The following is a 19,464-nucleotide window of genomic DNA, read 5'->3' as shown; positions in this document are numbered from 1 at the left end:
GAAATATTGATTAAAAACAATCAATATTGGACATTATATAGAGAAGAACCTGCATTAACTCGGTGTGACTGTTCCAGAAGATCGGGTCAGGGTGTACAGGTTCAGTTTTCCTTGACAAGATCAACCCAGTAGATTAGATTATACCTTAAGCATAAACCGAGCCGCAAACAGAGAGAAGTTGGGTTGATGCTCTCGGAAAGGAGAATGGCGAATGAAGAATAAACTTTTTTATAAATTGACTGAAAATGTGTAGACAATTGTTAATATTCTCTGATCACTAATACTAAATGAACATAACATTACGGAATGTGTAGATCAAGAGGATACAGAGTTTCTCTATACACAGGTAGATTTTACGGAAAAACTTAATCAAATATTATTTCTAACAACCCAGATGATGAGTGCCCTCTAGTCCTGTTGTCACCTATATGTGTGATAATAAAAAATAAAGGATCAACTGAGTTCCCTAATGATTGCCAAGTTTCCTCTATCGGCAAACATTATGAGAAAATGAGGATTGGATGAAAACTGACGAATCTACTCCCTATCAGCGATTGGTACAAGAACTCGATCACCGATGTCAACAAATGGCAACCGGAGACTTGTGCTTCTCTACCCATGACAAAGACGGAAAGTTTCACCTGTTTTATGGTCGGCTACTCTATGTTACAACTGAGCGTCATCAGGTACGACGTTGGAAAAGAGCAGTTCTCAAGTATTGTCCAGATTGGCAACCTTCATCGGCGTTGCTGACATTTGATCAGAGTACAACACCGTGGGAATATCAGATGCTTTATGAAGGAGTTGCCCGAGAAAAAATTAGTCTGACTCAAGCTAAAATTGTGATTCGTCAAGTCAGTTTAGAAGTGTTATTTTCTTTAGCTCGATATACTGATATTAGTCTTGAATGGAAACCTTCTTCTGAAAAAAAGACTCATCTTTCTCTCGGTTTAGCCCTGTCTTTTTCTGAAATTGAGCAAATTTTTACACGAGCCGCTCAAATGCAGCAGCAGTGGCAAACAGCAGGTTTAAGCAGCATTCATCCGAATTTATCTCCGGCTTCTAAAAAGAAACTCAATCCTCAAAGTCTTTCGGGTCTAGCCCAATATCTTGATGGAAGGTTTACCCTCTGGGATATTTCTTTAAGGATGGGAAAATCAGTCATCAGTATTACTCGTGCTTTGGTTCCTTTGATCAAAAAAGGGATTTTACAACTGCGGCAAATTCCAGATTTATCCACACCTCTACCAACACCAACAGGGGCGACTTCGGCTTCAGTTCGTTCACCTCAAACAACCCCTAAAACTCCGTTTTTGATTGCTTGTATTGATGATAGTCCGGTTGTCGCTCAAAGTTTACGCAAAATTCTTGAACCTGCTGGCTATAAGGTTGTCGGAATTCAAGACCCCATAAAAGCCTTGGCTCAAATTGCTGAACAAAAACCTGATTTAATCTTTTTAGATTTAATCATGCCTAATGCTAATGGTTATACAGTTTGTCAATTTTTACGAAATGCACCTTTATTTGAAAAAACACCTGTGATTATTTTGACCAGTCAGGATAATGTGATTGATCGAAGTCGTGCTAAACTTGTGGGTGCTTCTGACTTTCTGGTTAAGCCTCCTCAGCCACAGGAAACTCTGGAACTGGTTCGCAAATATCTGCCTCAATCCTCCAAGGTTTAAACCTAAGTTATCATATAGGATTGAATCGAGTGTAAATTTTGAATGAAGTTTGAGTCCACATTTTAAATTTTTGATGAGGTTGTTCAATGACAAGTATATTAGTGATAGAAGACAATCCGACTGAAGCCGATCTGATGATTGGTTGCTTGCGTCAATCGGGTTTTGATGTCCATAATGTTAGCACTGCTGAAGCTGCAAAAGTTTTGCTGGAACATAAAATTTTTGATGCTATTGTTACGGATGTAGTTTTACCGGGTCAAAGTGGATTTGGATTGTGTCGGGAGCTAAAAAATCAAAATACAACTGCTCATATTCCGATTGTGATTTGTTCAAGTAAATCCGCCAAAATTGATAAGAATTGGGGCTTAAAACAAGGAGCATCTGCCTATGTAACCAAACCAATTGATCGCGAAGAATTAATCAACACAGTTAGAAAGGTGACTTTGCCTTCTGGAAAAGCAGGACTCGCTTAGAATCATTTTTTTGAAAATAATGGGGGTTGATTGAGCGGGAAAGTATTGATGATAAATACTCAATTTTACCTTGTAAACTCAATACAAAATTTATCATTGAGAGAAATTGACTCAATCAGCATAAACTGTTTCACAAACAAGATTTTTTAGACTGTTCAACAAAAATTAATATCAAGATCAGAAAAACGATTTAAAATTAGATGTAGAAGCCTGTGACATCTGATAGATCTGGGGAAGGATGTAAATTTTCTGAGACTCATTGAGATCAGAACCCAATGAGTTCGACGAAAATAAAAAAAGAAATGAGATTGTATTTCTAGTTTTGAGATGCAATTGTCGCCTGATCGAAATTCAGGTGTAATTTTCGATCAGCCTTAATGATACAGTAGAATTACCAACTTCCTGCGAAGATGTCAATCTATCTTACGGAGTAGAGTTGGTATTTGTTATCGCTTCTATCTACCTGATTTATCTAATATTGCTCATTCTGTGTCTACCCAACCAACCATGACCATAATAGAATCTGTACATCTCAAGCGGCTCGCTGAAGAACTCGATAGATTGAGTCAACAGAACGAAAGTGGTATCCTCATTCTTAGTAGCCATACTGAAGAAGGAAGTCTTTACTTCAGCCAGGGTCAACTGTTGTATGCAACCTCTCACATTCATCGTGTGCGTCGTTGGTCAAGAAGTGTTGACAAATACTGTCCGAAAATTACGGTTAAACTCCCCTCCTCTCTCAATTCTTCACTTTGGGAATATAAACTTTTATACCAAGGAATTCGTCGTCAAGAACTCAACCTGACTCAAGCCAAAGCAGTCATCCGACGAGTCATCAGTGAAGTGTTGTTTTCCATGAGTCGCTATGTTGACTTCCAGTTTCAATGGGAAGCTCAAACTGCTCTCCAGTCTGGCTTTTCCAAACACCTTTCTTTTTGTGACTCAGAAGTGAAAAAAATTTTACTTCAAGTCACCCAGATGCAAACGCAATGGCAAACGGCTCATTTAAGCCATCTTGACCCTAATCTGGCTCCGATTTTAACAAAACCCGTCAATCCCAAAGCCCTCTCCGGTTTAGTCAAATATCTCAATGGAGAGTTAACTTTATGGGATATTTCCCAGAAAATTCAAAAGCCGATTGTAACGATTGCTCGTGCTTTAATTCCTTTAGTTCAGAAAGGACTTTTAAAGTTTAGAATGTTGCCCGATTTAGCTGTACAGACTGATTCAGTTGCCGAACAAACGAATAATTTAACCGTTCAAACCGAAAAAACATCAACTCGTAAACAACCTTTAATCGCCTGTATTGATGATAGTCCAGTTGCAGTAGAAAGTCTCAAGCAAATTCTCGAACCTGTGGGATGTCAAATTTTAAGTATTCAAAATCCCGTCAAAGGACTGGCTCAAATTGCAGAACATAAACCTGATTTAATCTTTCTGGATTTAGTCATGCCCAATGCAAATGGATATATTGTTTGTAAGTTTTTACGCAATGCTCCTATTTTTCAGAATACCCCTGTGATTATTCTCACCAGTCGAGATACAGTCGTCGATAGAAACTATGCCAAAATCGCAGGTGCAACGGATTTTTTGAGTAAGCCGCCCAATCCTCGCGAGACTTTGCAAGTAGTTCGCCAACACCTCGCCCAAAAATTCCCCCTGCTGAGAGCTTACAATTTCAGAGAAGGAGCTAAAAAAGATCCCGCTCCGACTTCTGATTATACGGTTAAACCGATGATCAATTCTTAAAAAATAGGATAACCTTTAAAAAAATTGAGGGATTCAAATTACCCTAAATACAGGATTGACACCCCGAAAAAACTCTGAAACGTTTTTTTAAGCTCAAGCAGATTTTAAGAAAAGTTAAGTTAAAATAAAGAAAGTTAACCAAAAGTCGAATCAAAATCTTCGATTTAGGTTATTGATTTTATCATATTAGACCGAAAATGAAGGGGAAATCTGCCAGTTCGACTCCCACTGAACAATTTTTTAGTTTTTCGCTCAACCCCACTCTGCAAGCCCTGTTGTCCGCTCACCAATTAGCAGAGATCATTCGACTCGATCCCACCCAAATTATACCGATATCAGAGATGCCTTTAGCGGTGATCGGAGTCTGTCCCTGGCAAGGGGAAGTCCTTTGGTTGGTCGATCTTGCCTATCTGTTTGGTTTTGAACCGCTGAGAAAACCCACAAACATTCAGTCTAATTGTAGCATTATTAAAGCCAGAATTCACCGAGGCAATATTGGTTTATGGGTCGCTCAAATCGGGGAATTAATAAGCTGTGAATCCTCGAGTATTCAAGCACCTGAACTCAGTTATTCTCAACTTAAATCCCTCAAAAAATCTCCCCATCAAAAAGAATCAATCACTCCGATTCAACCCCATTGGATTCAAGGAAGTTGGGTCAGTTCTCAAGATACAATTTTACCCATTCTTGATCTCGAAGCAATCCTCCGAGATTTAGTTCAGGAATAAACATTGAGTTTGATCCCTTTGTTGCAATCAATCAACCCCTTTTTGCCTAAAAATATCCCCCGATAATTTAACACTAAAACCAATGACTAAAACACCTTATCGTCCTTCAAACTCCCCCGACAATCGCCCGTCCAATTCTAATCGTCGCGCGGCACTTTCTCCCCAAAAAGGCACAGAAAACACCAAATCTAACTCCTCCGAATCAACCGCAGATCTAGAAACAATCACCCCAACCGTTGTTGAATCCTCGGCGACTCCCCCGATCGGATTGAAAGCCAAAACCACAATATTAGCCAAAGAATTAAATGTATTACGGTCTAATATTGATCGCCGAGTTAACCAACTGCAAGCCTTAATTGAAAAAGAAGGGGCAGCAGCCGAACGCGCCGAACTGATTAACCAAATTACCTCCCGAATGCGGGAATCTCTAACGTTAGAAGATATCTTCAAAACCCTCGTTGAAGACGCCCGGGCTGCCCTCCAAAGCGATCGCGTGATTGTTTATCAGTTTGATGAGAATTGGAAAGGTACCGTTGTCGCTGAGTCGGTAGACCTCAATTGGCCGATCGCCTTTGGTGCGGAAATCGCCGATCCCTGCTTTGCCGATCGCTATGTAGAATATTACCAAAAAGGCCGAGTTAAAGCCACTGCCAACATTTATGAGGCGGGGTTAACAGACTGTCATCTCAATCAACTCGAACCCTTTGCAGTCATGGCAAACCTCGTTGCCCCGATCCTGGCCAAAACCAGCGACAACCCCACCGGCCATCTATATGGTTTGCTGATCGCCCATCAATGTAGCGAACCCCGTCAGTGGGTTGATGCAGAAGTTGAATTTATGCGACAACTCGCCATTCAACTCGGGTATGCGATCGATCAAGCCTTATTATTACAACAACAACGAGAAGCCACCCGCATCGCCCAACGCCTCAACCAGATCAACACCGGACTGCGAAAATCCCTCAACGTTGAAGATATTCTGACTGCGGCAGTCGAAGAAACCCGAGAGGCAATCAATAGCGATCGCGTCGTGGTTTATGAATTTGATGCCCATTGGAAAGGTACCGTCATTGCCGAGTCTGTCGATAACCAATGGCCGATGGCGTTAGGGGCGCAAATTGCTGATCCCTGTTTTGCCGATCGCTATGTACAGCCCTACCTACGCGGACGAGTTAAAGCCACAACCAACATCTATGAAGCGGGTTTAACTGAATGCTATCTGGGTCAACTCGAACCCTTTGCCGTTAAAGCCAATTTAGTTGCTCCAATTTTAGTTAATAATAAACTGATGGGGCTACTAATCGCTCATCAATGTTCAGCGCCGAGAGTGTGGACAGACTTAGAAATCGATCTGATTCGCAACGTTGCCATCCAAGTCGGTTATGCCCTCGACCAAGCCTCAGCCCTCGAAGAACAGCAAGCGGCCGCCAAAAAAGCCCGTCTTCTCAATGACATTATTACCCAACTGCGAAACTCTCGGAGTGCAGATGAAGTTTTTGATACGATTGTTGAAGAAACTCGCAGCGCCTTAAAAGCAGATCGGGCAATTATTTATCAATTTGATGAAGATTGGATCGGTACCGTTGTTGCAGAATCGGTAGATAAACGTTGGCCGACAACGATGGGTAAAAAAATCGCTGATCCTTGCTTTGCGGGTCAGTATGTGAAACCCTACTTTCGGGGTCGGGTCAGTACGATGGAAAACCTACACGAGTCCGGGTTAAGTGAGTGTCATATTAAACTTCTCGAACCCTTTGCAGTGAAAGCCAATATTGTCGCCCCAATTATTGCTGAAACTCGTTTACACGGATTGTTAATTATCCATCAATGTTCCGGGCCGAGAGCGTGGAAAGAGTCTGATATTAGCTTTGTTAAACAACTCGCTACCCAACTGAGTTTAGCACTCGATCAGGTGATTTTGCTCCAACAACAACAAGAAGCCGCAGAACGGGCAACCCGCCTCAATCAAATTAGTTCTCATATTCGCGAATCTCTCAACTCCAAAGATATTTTTAATACTACGGTTGAAGATACTCAAGAGGCAATAAAAAGCGATCGGGTTGTTGTTTATCAATTTGATGAAAATTGGGCGGGGACTGTGGTTGCCGAATCGGTGGCGGTCGGTTTTCCGGAGGCGTTGGGGGCAAATATCGCCGATCCCTGTTTTGCTCAAAACTATGTTAAACCTTACCTGAAAGGTCGGGTAAAAGCCACAGAAAATATCTATGAAGCGGGGTTAACAGACTGTCATCTTCGTCAGCTTGAACCCTTTGAAGTCAAGGCAAATTTAGTCGCGCCGATTGTGGTGAATCAAAAATTACAGGGGTTATTAATTGCTCATCAATGTTCGAGTCCTCGCAAATGGAAATCGACAGAAATTGACTTTATTCGGCAAATTGCGATTCAAGTCGGTTACGCGGTCGATCAGGCGTTTCTGCTAGAACAACAACGGGCGGCGACTCAACAAGCGCGTCAACTGAGTGAGATTAGTTCTCGAATTCGTCAGTCTCTTAATTATGAACAAATTTTTAACACGACGGTAGAAGAATCGTTATCTTTGATGCAAGCGGATCGAATTGTTGTTTATCGGTTTGATGAAAATTGGCACGGGGAAATCTCATTTGAGTCCGTTAAACCGGGTTGGTTAAAAATCATAGAAATGGAAACCGAAGTTCCTTGTTTTCCGGCTGAATATGTCGAAGCTTACCGCAAAGGTAAAATTCAGGTGACTGAAGATATTACGACTGCTGGGTTGAGTGATTGTCACCAAGAACAACTACAAAAATGGCAAGTGAAAGCGAATATTGTTGTGCCGATTTTAGTCGATCAAAAACTTTATGGTTTGTTGGGAGTACATCAATGTTCCAGTAAGCGACAATGGGCAGCATCAGAAGTCGAAGTGTTTAAACAAGTGGCGTTGCAAGTCGGTTATGCCCTCGAACAAGCCCAACTGCTCGAACAAGTTCAACAAGCCCGTCAAGCCGCAGAAAAAGCATCCGATGAACAGCAGCAACAAAATGAAATGCTGCAACAACAAATAGAAGACTTTTTAGAAGATATTGAAGACTCATTTAGTGGAGATTTAACGGTACGGGCGCGAGTCAGTGAAGGGGTAATGGGAACAGTGGCGGACTTTTTTAATGCTACGATTGAGAACTTACAACGATTAGTTTTGCAAGTCCAATCAGCAGCGACTGTGGTGACTCAAACCGCACAAGGAAGTGAACAGGAGATTAAGCAATTATCGAATGAAGCTTTGCGACAAGCTGAAACAATTTCAGATGCCTTGACTCAGATTCAAGTCATGGCAAATTCGATTCAAGCGGTGGCTCAAAATGCCCAAGCCGCAGAAATGAAAGTTCAACAAGCCAGTCAGATTTTGCAGACTTCAGATCAGGCAATGAACCGCACCGTTGAGGGAATTGTGGTGATTCAAAAAACGGTTCATGCAACCGCCCGTAAGGTGAAAAATTTGGGCGAAGCGTCTAAGAAGATTTCCCGAGTTGTTAGTTTAATTGGGGAGTTTGCGAACCAAACTAATGTTTTGGCGTTGAATGCCTCTGTCGAAGCCACTCGCGCCAGTCAAGATGATCAAGGGTTTGCAACAGTCGCAACAGAAGTGCGAACTTTAGCCGAACAGTCTGCAAGTGCATCGGCAGAAATTGAACAAATTGTTGAAGAAATTCAAGCGGAAACAAAAGAGGTAATTCGGGCGATGCAAGTGGGAATGAAACGGGTATTATTAGGAACAAAATTGGTGAAAGATACTCGTCACACCTTAACGGATTTAGTGGAGGTGAGTCGTTCAATTCGGGAGTTAGTCGAAGAAATTGCCGATTCTGCAACCACTCAAGCCCAAACTTCCAGTCAATTGTCCGGTACAATGCAAGAAGTCGCTGCAATTGCTCATTCTACCTCGGAACAATCTCTCACCGTTGCTGAGTCTTTTACACAGTTGTTGGGTGTGGCGGGTGAACTTCAAAAGGGTGTCGCTCAATTTACGATTAATAATGACTGATATAGGGCGGTAAATTGTTAATTGTTTTTCTAATGTAGAGGCGTTGTCTGTAATGTCTCTACAGAGCATGATATTCTAGATTCTTAACTCTATCTTCTCTCAAAAAATGATTGATACTAATGACCAAGCTTATGAATTTTTTGTACAAGAATCTTTAGAACTCTTGCAAATTTTAGAACAAGGGTTAATGACGCTGACGCAAGAACATGAAATGCCCAAACTTCACTCCCTGATGCGGGCGGCGCATTCGATCAAAGGAGGGGCGGCTTGTGTGGGGTTGATGGGGGTTCAAGATATTGCTCACAACTTGGAAAATGCAATTCGGGCATTGTACGCTAAGGATACGGTTTTTAGCTTAGAATTAGAGGAGTTATTGTTACAGGCGTTTGACTGTTTGCGATCGCCGATTCTTGAACAAATTGAAAAGGGTAAATGTCAACAAGAAGCAGTTGCTAAACGTTCACAGTTGATTTTTCCAAAAATTGAAGCCTTACTCGGACATTCCTTAGATGAAGCTTCAGAACTTCCTGAAGTTCCGATGGAAACAGATATGACTATATTTCTGTTTAAGGAAGAAGTTCCGTCTGGGTTACGACGTTGGAAACAGATGTTAATTCATCCTCAAAATTATAATCTTTCTGAGGAGTTAAAAAATCAAGCAGAAGTCTTTGCAACACTGGGGAAAATGCTCAGTTTGCCCGGGTTTGCGATGATTGCAGAGGTGACAATTAAAGCCATTCAAGTTAATCCAAAGTTAAGTATAAAAATTGGTAAACTCGCGTTAGTTGACTTTTGGGAAGCTCAAAAAGCGGTATTATCTGGCGATCGCACCTCTGGCGGAAAACCCAGTGAAATGCTTTTAAAGTTAACTCAATCTCAAACTCAATCAAGTTCTCAAACAAATTCTCAAACTGTTCATAAAACTTCTGCTAAAACTTCATCTCAAACCTCGCCAAAATCTCGCCAAAATAATCATAAAATTGCGGATCAGTCTGTTTCTACCTTAACCTTAACTCAAGATTCTCCTCAACCTCCAGAAAAATCCTCCCAAAAAGTAACAGAAACCCCTCCTGAAGAAACATCAAAACCATTATCAACTGCGATCATTGCTGCTGATTCTGGAGAGAACAATCAACTAACATTAGGAGTGCGAGTTGATCTAAATCGTTTAGAATCGATTAATAATTTAGTTGGGGAGTTGGCAACTCAAGACAATAGCTTTTTACTCCAAAATCAGCAATTAAAATCTTCTTTAGAAACACTAAGTAAAAGTTGGAATCAGTTTCATAAATTTATCGGTAGACTCCAAGAAGCCACCGAATTTAATAGTTCCCCAAATAATCATCTCAACCTAGAAGACTGGGATCAAGCAGGTTTGCTGAAAACTGATGTTCAAAAGACCTTAGATGAAATGGAGAAAGTCGAGCAGATTTTGTATGAAATGAAATTGCTTAGTTTTCAAAGTCAGCAAATTGTCAAAAAGCGACAACAAACCCTCCAACAAGTTCAAAAAAATCTCACAGAAACTCGGATGATTTCTATAGAATCTCTATTCAATAGATTTCCAAGAATGGTGCGAGATTTATCTATTCGCAAAGGTAAAAAAGTTAAATTAAACCTCATCGGTCAGAAGACTTTAATTGATAAAGCCGTTTTAGAAAAACTTTATGATCCGCTTGTTCATCTCGTGAGAAATGCTTTTGATCATGGTATCGAACCCCCAGAAATTCGTCAAAAGAAACAGAAACCTATCGAAGGAAAAATAGAAATAAAAGCCTATAATCAAGGAAACTATATTTATCTCGAAGTTCAAGATGATGGTCGAGGAATTAATCTAGAAAAAATTAGGAAAAAAGCAGTTGAAAAAAGACTTATCTCTAAAACAGATGCCCAACATCTCACCAAAAATCAGTTATATGATTTACTCTTTTTACCGGATTTTTCAACAACAAATCGCGTCACTGACTTATCCGGGCGAGGGGTTGGACTTGAAGCCGTTTCTCATCAAGTCAAAGCTTTAAAAGGTAATATTACTATAGTCTCTGAAGTCAATGAAGGGACAAAGTTTATTCTCCGTCTACCGTGGTCACTGACCATTACCAAACTCTTAGTCTTTCAAATTGATGATTATTTATTTGCAATTGCAATGGATACTGTGGGGGCAGTTGTTTCCGCTTCTCCAGAAGAAATTGAGTCTCATGAAAGCGGACAAGTTTATAACTGGTTAGGACAAAAAGTTCCTTTAGTTCAGTCAATATTGTCAAACTATCGCTATCGGGGAACTCCTACTCATCCTGAACAATCTCATCTCTCTGCTTTGGAAAAAAACCGAACTGCACAATTTTCAGGAAAGGTCATGGTATTGTTGTTATCGGAAGGATTAGAAACTATTGGCTTAAGAATTGATCAAGTTTTAATGGAACAAAATTTAACCATTAAACCCTTTGGAAAAGTATTAAAAGCACCGTCTTATTTCTATGGTTGTACAATATTAGGGGATGGTCGTTTAGTTCCAGTGATTGATAGTCCGGTGTTGTTAGAAGAATGGCAACAAAAACAACAAGCAACAACTGACAAAGTAATGCTAATTCAGAGTGAGATTAAGTCAACATCTCAAACTAAAAAACAGATGACTATTTTAGTGATAGATGATTCACTCACAACCCGTCAATCTTTGTGTGCAACATTGCAGCAAGAAGGATATACTGTAATTCCTGCTCAACACGGTAAAGACGGATTAGCTAAATTGCAACGATATCCTCAAATAAAATTCGTGATTTGTGACTTAGAAATGCCTGAGATGAATGGGTTAGAATTTCTAAGTCATTGTCGTCGCAAATTCTCCCGAGAAAAGCTTCCTGTACTCATGTTAACGTCTCGAAAAAGTGATCGCTATCGTCAATTAGCTCAACAGTTAGGGTCAAATGGTTACATGACAAAGCCGTGGGTGAAGCAAGAGTTAATTGAGATCTTACAAGCTCAGTGCTAATCAAGGCATTGACAATGGAAAAATCAGATGACAGACTTGAGAAAGTTAGATCAAGTTAGCTCCAAAATCATTAACAAATAGGATTCAAGAAAATGACGAAAAAACAGTATAACATTTTGGCGCGATCGCTTTTCACCGTTCCCATACTTGGATTAATCAATTTATCTGGAATTACGCTATCTGTCGGAAATACTTCACAAACAATAGCTCAGTCAACAGAAGTTCCAATGACGCTAGAATATGGAGAAGGAATGTATACCATGATTGTTCCCAATCAAGATACAACTCAATCGGCTTATGGGGGTCAATTGCGTCTGTATGATGTTCATATCGCTAAAATGTTTGAGATGACCTATGATGAATGCCAACAGATGCAACGTCAGTATGGTCAAGATGCGGGGGGTAGAAATTGGTTTTATCAAGCCGGAAATGGCAGTATAGAGATGGGAGAATTTTATATTAGTTGTAATTTAGCAAATCAGATTGTTGATACCTATGGTTTAGGTCAAAGCGAACCAACAGTTGTTAAAAATTTTGTTGAACATACCGGAGTGTATACCGAAACTCGTTCGATTCCGATTTTAGATATTACGGGTTCAAAAGTATCGCAATGGATTAATTTTGTTCAAGGTTTCAAATCCCGAAGATAATCTATACTTCTTCTTCCTTTAGTCAGACGACAGGGTAGGCTTAATATCGCTACAGTTAAGTTACTCCTGTCAAACGCTGAAAATAGTATCTTTTAATACAGTAGATTCAGCCGTCAAGCCCTCAGTCTTGGCAAAAAAGGAGATTGAGTGGGACTTGAGAGGGTTTTGGTTCACGGAACCCAAGAAGTATAAATTTTTTTTATCCGAGCCGAAAAGCCGCACAGCAAGCCAGAAAAGCAGGATATCAGCCAGTGGAAAACTGTTTATCCTTCGCAGGATAGGTTGCCGGAATAAATTAGTGTGGGTTAAAACCAAGTAGGGGTCAAACCCCTCACTCGATGTGAACAAACAATACTATCAGGAGAACTCACTCATGCAAGATGGAGTAGAATGTCCAAGATGCGGTAAACGAACCATTGTTCAGCGTCATCCCGACGTTTTTCAGTGTCTTAACTGCGACTTTCAGCGAGACTTCTCTCGATCTCAGTCTAGAGACAAGAGTAAAGGCTCCTCTAGCAGCCAAAAATCCGGTAGTAGCGGAGGATATCGTACCGAGAGCAGCAGCAGCTACAACAGCTATGGAGGCGGGTACAGCAAAGCCGAGTCTAGAAAAGAGGACTCTGGAGGAGGTATTGTCGGCTTTCTCATCTTTATGGCTGTAGTCGCCCTATTTATTCTCTAAGCCCTGTTGTCTTGAGGTTATTATTAGCAATAAACAAGCAGAAAAGGCAGAGAAAGTTTAGCCTAAACTTCGTCGTCATCACTCTTTGAGATAAGCTATCGTTACGCCAGCCCCCCCTTCTGCTTGAGTGGCTAACTCAAAGCGATCAACTAAAGGATTATTTTTGAGAAATTCTTGAACTCCTCGTCTGAGTTGTCCTGTGCCTTTTCCATGAATAATCCAGATCGCTGCAAAATCAACCATTTGACCTAACATTCGATCAATCTCAATTTCAGCTTCTGAGATTCGTTTTCCCCGTAAGTCAATTGTATTTTTAGAAGTCCGAACGGTTGCTTTTTTCTCAGGTTCAGAAACAGTGGCTTCTGATTTTGAACTTTTGGCTTTGTCTGAACTTTTACTTTTTGTTGAAATCTCGGCTTTTTGACCATCGAGAGACTCGATTTCAGCTAACCCAACGTTCATTTTCATTATACCAAAACGAACCATAAGTTGACCATTTTCATCGGGTTCGTTCATCACTTCTGCGGTTTGACCAATACTCGGAATCCGAATGCGATCGCCAACTTTCGGCTTAAATTTAGGTTTTTCAGGAGGTTTTTGTTTACGAGAAGGAAGACGTTGCTCTGCAATTTTATCTAAAGTTTCTGTTGCTTTTTGGGCGTCTTGGGCTTTGGGTTGACCTTGTTGTAAACGGCGAATCACTTGAGCGATTTCCCCTTTAGCCTGAATTAATGTTTCTTGAATCGCTTGTTCTTGCTCCCGTTTAAGTGCCTGTTCTCGTTCTTTCAAAAGGGCTGTTTTTCGGATCAGTTCTTGATGCAAGCGTTCTGTTTCTTTCAGCAACTTACTCGCTTCTTCGGCTTTAGTTTCCTGTTGTTTCCGTTGGGCTTCTAACCCGGCAATCACATCATTAACATCCTGGGAACTTCCCCCCAAATAAGAAGCCGCAGTTTCCAGAATTTCCGACTTCAAACCCAACCGTTGGGCAATTTTTAACGCATTAGAACGTCCGGGAATTCCCCACAATAAACGATAGGTGGGTTGTAGGGTTTTTTCATCAAATTCTACGCTAGAATTTTCAAATCGTTCATCTTGATATTTTAACGCTTTTAATTCACCAAAGTGAGTCGTTGCTATTGTTAATAAAGCAGAATCAGCCAGAGACTGTAACAAAGCTGTTGCTAAAGCACTCCCTTCTGTGGGGTCAGTTCCCGCCCCAATTTCATCGAGTAAAATCAGAGTATTTGATACCTGATATTCGGGATCTTTGATCTTTGCTTTTAAGGTTTCTAGAGAATCAACTTCCTCAATTATTTCTACTTCTTCTTGTTGGTTTTGAACAGGTTCAACCTCACTATCGTCTGTACCTAACTGCTGATGGGTAACGGGTATGGATGATTGATTAATCGTTTCTACATTAACAGCAGAAATGGCGTTTAAAATCCGACTAATTCGACGAATATGACCCGAGAAAGTCGATAAACTTTGTTCGATAGATTGTTCATCTCCAATATCAGCTAAAACCAAATCAAACCAGGGCAATTCTACAGGTTCTCTGGCCGGAATAAATAGCCCCACTTTCGCCATGAGTGCAGCCATACCAATCGTTTTCAACGTTACCGTTTTTCCGCCCGTATTCGGCCCGGTAATCGCGACAACCCGAATAGAAGGTTTAATCGTCACATCAATGGGAACAACAGGCGTACCTTGTTCATTTTGCTGTTGCCAAACTAACAACGGATGGCGAAGTTGTCGTAATGTGACTGGGTTTTGAAATCGGGTTTTATCGGTATCGGAAGGAAGAACACATTCAACCGTTTCGTCTTGAATTTTGAGGTTTGTAAATGTGGGTGGATTGGCTTCTAGCCATAAACCATAACGCGCTCTAGATACGGCTAAATCAATCGTGGTGACAATCACTAACAATCGTTCTAAGTCGGGCTGAACTTCTGCTATTTGTTCACTTAAAACCTGGCGAACGGCTTCTTCTTCGATCTGTTCTCGTCGTTGTAATTGTCGAAGTTGATTATTGAGTTCTATCGTTGATTTGGGTTCAATATAAAGGGTTCCACCTTTGGCTGAAGTATCGTGAACAATACCCTGAACTTGATCTTTTTGGGGGGCTTTGACTGGAATCACAAAGCGATCGCCTCTTTGGGTAATTAGCTGTTCTTGAATGGCTCCGGCTTTACGTTGTAAAATGCTTTGTAGAATCTGATAAATGCGATCGCGTGTACTTTTGAGTTTAATCCGAATATCTGTTAATTTTGGATTAGCCCGATCAGTAACATCCCCACGATCGTCAATACATCGGTGAATTTCTTGTTCTAATTCGGGGTAAGTTCGCAACTCAGACACCAACTCCGCCAACACCGGAACGTCTTCTTCGTGGGCGTCTACTTGGCGTCGAAGCTGTCGCGCACCTGCGAGAGTTGTGGCAATATTAAGAAGTTCCTCTCCTGAGAGTATTCCATGACGTTCAACACGTTCGAGGGCGTCACCAATATCTTGAATACCCTGAAGTGAGAGTCCACTGCTTAACTGCAATTCGAGTTGATAGGCTTCTTTGGTTTGCGCCAACAACTCCAATGTTTCCGAGGGAGTTTGGGGAATTGGCAAATTACGTGTCACAACTGCCCCTAGCTTGGTTGTCGCAAAGGTGGCGAGATGATGACATAAACGCTGCCATTCTAATAGTTCTAAGGTTTCTGCTTGAATCAACGCCGCTTTAAGTCCCTGTGTAATGCCTGTACTACATTCTAATAGATTTTTACCGATTCTTTCGTCTATCGGGGTACGGATTTTTACCCAAGTTCAACAAAGCGATCGCAAAATCCATCAGATTTCTTTCTCCCGAGAGATGTCAGAGTAAATTACAAGAGTTGTAAGAGCTTGCTAAACTTAAAACAGACTCTAGAAGCTTCAACGCCGAATAGAGATTTTAGCTTGAGATCAAAAAGTAGTTAGGAAGCAATAATGAGCGATCGCCAACGGTTAGCTGATTTAAAAGATAATTTAGATATTCTCTATGAAAAGTTGGGTTCATTTCAAAAAGAATTGATTATTTCTGCGAGTGAGCCAATAAGATTTGAATTAAAACAACGTATTAAACGAGAAATGGTGTTTGATCTCTCAGCTCGATGGAAGGGACATCTCCCATATAAAGTTAGTAATATCTGGGGTGAGAGGGGTATGTTTTCTCTAATAAATAGACTTGTAGTCTGTGGAATATAAGTTACTATTTACACGAAATAATTATTGAATTGAGATCTTAACAACGGAAACCAACCGTTAATCTTTAGGGATTTTCATGCCCAGAATTTTCTCAGCAATGTCCTGGGCGACAGGCATCACCGACAAACGATTTCCTCGCCTCACTAACAATAAATCATCCGGTGTAAATTCTTGTTTGAGTTGAGCCAAAGTAATCACACTCGGAAACTGTTCAACAAACTCGACTCGCACAGTTTGCCAACGGGGGTTTTCAGAAGTTGATTTTGGATCATAATATTGACTGTTCGTATCAAACTGAGTGGGATCAATAATCTCCGTTTCAATCACCTGTACTAATCCGATAATTCCTGGGTGTTTAGTGTTAGAATGATAGAAAAAAACTAAATCTCCCCGAACCATGTGCCGCAAAAAATTTCGAGCTTGGTAGTTGCGAACACCATCCCAAATACAGCTTTTTTCCTGCTGCATCTTTTCAATACTGTAAACACTGGGTTCAGACTTAATTAACCAATAATTCATAATAATTTGGATATTTTGAGAACAGAAGATAATTTTAAGACGGTAAAATATCTTTCCGCTTTTGTACAAACCAAGTTAAACCTAAATAAATCACAAGATGTAAAATTAATATTCCCCAGTTTAAGCCCAAATTTTGCCAAGTGGGGTCATAAACAGAAGAAGCTTCAATGGGTTGAGATACCGTCGTTCCATCCGGTAACTGTACGGGTTCAGGAATGAACGCATTCACATTTACTAAAGAACCATAAGCCCCAATAGACCAACGACTTAACATCAACCAAGAAACAACCCGCCCTAACCCTTCCATTTTAAATAAAACGCCAGAAAAAATAATTTGGGGGAGTAAGATTAACGGTAAAGCACTATTTGCCTGGGAACTATTTTTGACAATTGCTGATACCATTAATCCCAAACTCATACAGCTAATTAGGGTTAAAAAACTGGTGATACTAACGCCAATTGGCCATGAGATCAACTCATAAGCGGGATGTTGGAAGCAAACTAAAATCACGATACTCATTAAAATTGTTTGTAATATTGCCAAACCCGACAGCACAATAAACTTAGAACCCAGATAAGAAACTAAACCCAAATTAACGAGCCTTTCCCGCAAATAAATTGCAGTTTCTTTCACCACTTCTTGTAGAGAACTCGATAACCCAACCCACAGCGCTGCTGAGGTAAAAACAAACAAAACTTGTCGGGCTAAAGAGGCAATTTTCAGACTCGGTTCGCTCACAAACGGATCTTGATCTCGGATGGCTAATCGGATTAAAATAATCCCCACAGGAGCCGTTAATAAGTTCAGCAATAAATTAACCGGATCGCGTTTGATCAGTTGAAAATAGCGTTGAGTTAAAATAGATAATTGTTCTGGGATTGAAGCCTGTTTTGGAGGCGGAGGAGCAATGGTTGTCGGTTGCGGTTCTCCAATACTCAAATGATTCGCAACATATTGTTTATAATCATTGGAACGCTGAAATTGAGCCGCCCAAGCATGAGCATTATTTTCTTCTTCGAGTAAATTATAAATATCTGCAAAATCATCACTTTCAACTTGGAAAAACTCAAAGGCTTGTTGAGGTGGGCCGAAATAACATAAACGTCCGCCTCGTCCTAAAAAGATAATGCGATCGCAAAGTTTAATATTAGCAGTAGCGTGAGTCACTAAAATAATCGTTCGTCCTTGACTTGCCAGCTTTCGCAACAATAACATCATCTTTTTATCTAAACCCGGATCAAGTCCTGATGTCGGTTCATCTAAAAAGAAAAGTACAGGATTTGTTAACAGTTCAACCCCAATACTACCCCGTTTCCGTTGACCGCCACTCAGTTGACTAACTAACACCTGACCCCGATCCAACATTTCAATTTCATAGAGAGTTTTCTGGACAATTTCATTCACCTCAGTATCCGGGGGAAGTCGTAATTTTGCGGCGTATTCTAAGACTTCTTTAACGGTGAGATTTTGATGAATAATATCATCTTGAGGAACATAACCAATTTGAGTGCGATACAGCGAGAAATTTTTGCGTAAACTTTCTCCATTAATATAAACTTTTCCTTTTGTTGTCGGACTAATGCCTAAAAGGGTTCGCATTAGAGTTGATTTTCCGGCCCCACTTCCGCCCACTAAAGCCACAAATTGACCCGGTTCAATGGCAAAAGAAAGGTCATTGAGCAACACTCTCGCGTTATTAGAACGGTCTTTAACGAGACGTAAAAGGCGCTGTGCATCTAAACGAATTTGAGTTCCTGTATCGCATAATTCGAGAGTATCTCCCTGTCGAATCAGTGTAAACGGCCCGATCCGAATGGTATCGCGATCACTGATTTTGATCGATTGTTTAACCCGTTTACCATTGACAAATACCCCTTGTTTGCTATAGTCTCGTAGTAAATAATCTCCGCGACCATCGGGTTCAAGAATAGCATGACGACGAGAGACAACAGGCGAATCTAAATGCAGAGTAGCAGCCGGATCTCGACCCAATAAAACAGAGCGATTTTCTAAAGCAATATATTCACTGCTAAATTGAGTCAGAGAAGCTAAAGTATTTGGATTGAAATAACGCAGTCGAATTAAATTTTGAGGATTTTGACCGATTTTAATTTCAATGCCATTATTCAGCAAATAGCCCTCAAACGGAGTAATACGAGTATGATTAATAAATAATCCATTGGTACTGGGTTCCTGCCCGTCTCCGTCATAGATCCAGTAAGACTCTCCCACCCTGCGAAAAACTGCGTGACAACTTGAAATCACTTGCCATTGGGGAGGAACAACCAGATCAACCAATCGAGTATCGCGTCCGAGGAAATGGCGATCTTGAGTCAGTTCAAAATGGATGATTTCCCCTTGATTATTTAACTCTAAATAGGGGGAGGTTTTGAAGGTAATCTGCTTCCCAGGCGCGATCGTCATTGCTGTATTTTCACGTTGAGCTAATGGTTTAGCATAGCAGACTGACCAACCGCTTTCGGGAGAATTGTTATAAAGTTTTTGATTTTAAGATCCATTTGATCCCAATATCGGGGCGAGACTGACTATCCCTTTGTCATTTCAAGTGCGTCAAACGCTCGATTTCGTTAAACTGAGAAACAATAGACACGATTTGATCCATCTGCCTACCGCAAAAGCCGATTCTACAAGGCTTAGATGAGTAGAAAGCCAGATGTCACAACATTGTTAACTCGCTGTCATACCCCTGTCACATCACTCCTCTATCTTAAGAAT

12 protein-coding genes are annotated in these 19,464 nt (G+C 40.7%); 9 read left to right on the top strand and 3 right to left on the bottom strand.

Going from position 1 to position 19,464, the window contains the following annotated elements:
- Nucleotides 1–521: 521 nt before the first annotated feature.
- From M595_RS09960 to M595_RS09925, 8 genes are all read left to right on the top strand, one after another.
- The gene (locus tag M595_RS09960) at nt 522–1,685 is read left to right on the top strand and encodes a response regulator (protein ID WP_023066094.1); all 1,164 of its coding nucleotides are present in this window, start codon (nt 522–524) and stop codon (nt 1,683–1,685) included.
- Nucleotides 1,686–1,771: 86 nt separating this feature from the next.
- Nucleotides 1,772–2,158 (top strand): response regulator transcription factor, encoded by a 387-nt coding sequence (locus tag M595_RS09955; protein WP_023066037.1) that lies wholly within the window; start codon nt 1,772–1,774, stop codon nt 2,156–2,158.
- A 507-nt stretch (nt 2,159–2,665) separates the two neighbouring features.
- A complete protein-coding gene (locus M595_RS09950; RefSeq protein ID WP_052001738.1) occupies nt 2,666–3,907 on the top strand; it encodes a response regulator in 1,242 nt (413 codons plus the stop codon).
- 197 nt (nt 3,908–4,104) lie between these two features.
- Nucleotides 4,105–4,635, top strand: a complete 531-nt coding sequence (locus M595_RS09945; protein WP_023066055.1) for a chemotaxis protein CheW — start codon at nt 4,105–4,107, stop codon at nt 4,633–4,635.
- Between the two features lie 82 nt (nt 4,636–4,717).
- Nucleotides 4,718–8,653 carry a GAF domain-containing protein gene (locus M595_RS09940; RefSeq protein ID WP_023066044.1) on the top strand — a complete coding sequence of 1,312 codons (3,936 nt, stop codon included), beginning with the start codon at nt 4,718–4,720 and terminating at the stop codon, nt 8,651–8,653.
- 106 nt (nt 8,654–8,759) lie between these two features.
- Nucleotides 8,760–11,642, top strand: coding sequence for a hybrid sensor histidine kinase/response regulator (locus M595_RS09935; protein WP_023066036.1), 2,883 nt, complete (start codon nt 8,760–8,762; stop codon nt 11,640–11,642).
- Nucleotides 11,643–11,734: 92 nt separating this feature from the next.
- Nucleotides 11,735–12,292 carry a hypothetical protein gene (locus M595_RS09930; RefSeq protein WP_023066090.1) on the top strand — a complete coding sequence of 186 codons (558 nt, stop codon included), beginning with the start codon at nt 11,735–11,737 and terminating at the stop codon, nt 12,290–12,292.
- A 340-nt stretch (nt 12,293–12,632) separates the two neighbouring features.
- The gene (locus tag M595_RS09925; RefSeq protein WP_152983555.1) at nt 12,633–12,974 is read left to right on the top strand and encodes a hypothetical protein; all 342 of its coding nucleotides are present in this window, start codon (nt 12,633–12,635) and stop codon (nt 12,972–12,974) included.
- 78 nt (nt 12,975–13,052) lie between these two features.
- On the opposite strand, the gene M595_RS09920 is transcribed toward M595_RS09925, so the two are convergent.
- Nucleotides 13,053–15,695: an endonuclease MutS2 gene (locus M595_RS09920; RefSeq protein WP_023066041.1), complete on the bottom strand. Its 2,643-nt coding sequence runs from the start codon at nt 15,693–15,695 to the stop codon at nt 13,053–13,055.
- Nucleotides 15,696–15,950: 255 nt separating this feature from the next.
- On the opposite strand from M595_RS09920, the gene M595_RS09915 reads away from it, so the two are divergent.
- A complete protein-coding gene (locus tag M595_RS09915; protein WP_040483886.1) occupies nt 15,951–16,208 on the top strand; it encodes a hypothetical protein in 258 nt (85 codons plus the stop codon).
- 57 nt (nt 16,209–16,265) lie between these two features.
- On the opposite strand, the gene M595_RS09910 is transcribed toward M595_RS09915, so the two are convergent.
- Nucleotides 16,266–16,727, bottom strand: a complete 462-nt coding sequence (locus tag M595_RS09910) for an EVE domain-containing protein (protein ID WP_023066035.1) — start codon at nt 16,725–16,727, stop codon at nt 16,266–16,268.
- 34 nt (nt 16,728–16,761) lie between these two features.
- Entirely contained in the window at nt 16,762–19,152 is a 2,391-nt protein-coding gene (locus M595_RS09905) for an ATP-binding cassette domain-containing protein (protein ID WP_023066092.1), read from the bottom strand.
- Between the last annotated feature and the right edge of the window lie 312 nt (nt 19,153–19,464).

Origin of the sequence: Lyngbya aestuarii BL J (assembly GCF_000478195.2) — a bacterium.
Classification (GTDB): Bacteria; Cyanobacteriota; Cyanobacteriia; order Cyanobacteriales; family Microcoleaceae; genus Capilliphycus; species Capilliphycus aestuarii.
Note: the sequence above shows the minus strand (reverse complement) of the source record. Positions and strands in the feature narration are given on the sequence as shown.

Coding starts and splice junctions, on each gene's coding strand:
- M595_RS09960 (WP_023066094.1), top strand. CDS start 522: ATGAAAACTGACGAATCTACTCCCTATCAGCGATTGGTACAAGAACTC.
- M595_RS09955 (WP_023066037.1), top strand. CDS start 1,772: ATGACAAGTATATTAGTGATAGAAGACAATCCGACTGAAGCCGATCTG.
- M595_RS09950 (WP_052001738.1), top strand. CDS start 2,666: ATGACCATAATAGAATCTGTACATCTCAAGCGGCTCGCTGAAGAACTC.
- M595_RS09945 (WP_023066055.1), top strand. CDS start 4,105: ATGAAGGGGAAATCTGCCAGTTCGACTCCCACTGAACAATTTTTTAGT.
- M595_RS09940 (WP_023066044.1), top strand. CDS start 4,718: ATGACTAAAACACCTTATCGTCCTTCAAACTCCCCCGACAATCGCCCG.
- M595_RS09935 (WP_023066036.1), top strand. CDS start 8,760: ATGATTGATACTAATGACCAAGCTTATGAATTTTTTGTACAAGAATCT.
- M595_RS09930 (WP_023066090.1), top strand. CDS start 11,735: ATGACGAAAAAACAGTATAACATTTTGGCGCGATCGCTTTTCACCGTT.
- M595_RS09915 (WP_040483886.1), top strand. CDS start 15,951: ATGAGCGATCGCCAACGGTTAGCTGATTTAAAAGATAATTTAGATATT.
- M595_RS09910 (WP_023066035.1), bottom strand. CDS start 16,727: ATGAATTATTGGTTAATTAAGTCTGAACCCAGTGTTTACAGTATTGAA.
- M595_RS09905 (WP_023066092.1), bottom strand. CDS start 19,152: ATGACGATCGCGCCTGGGAAGCAGATTACCTTCAAAACCTCCCCCTAT.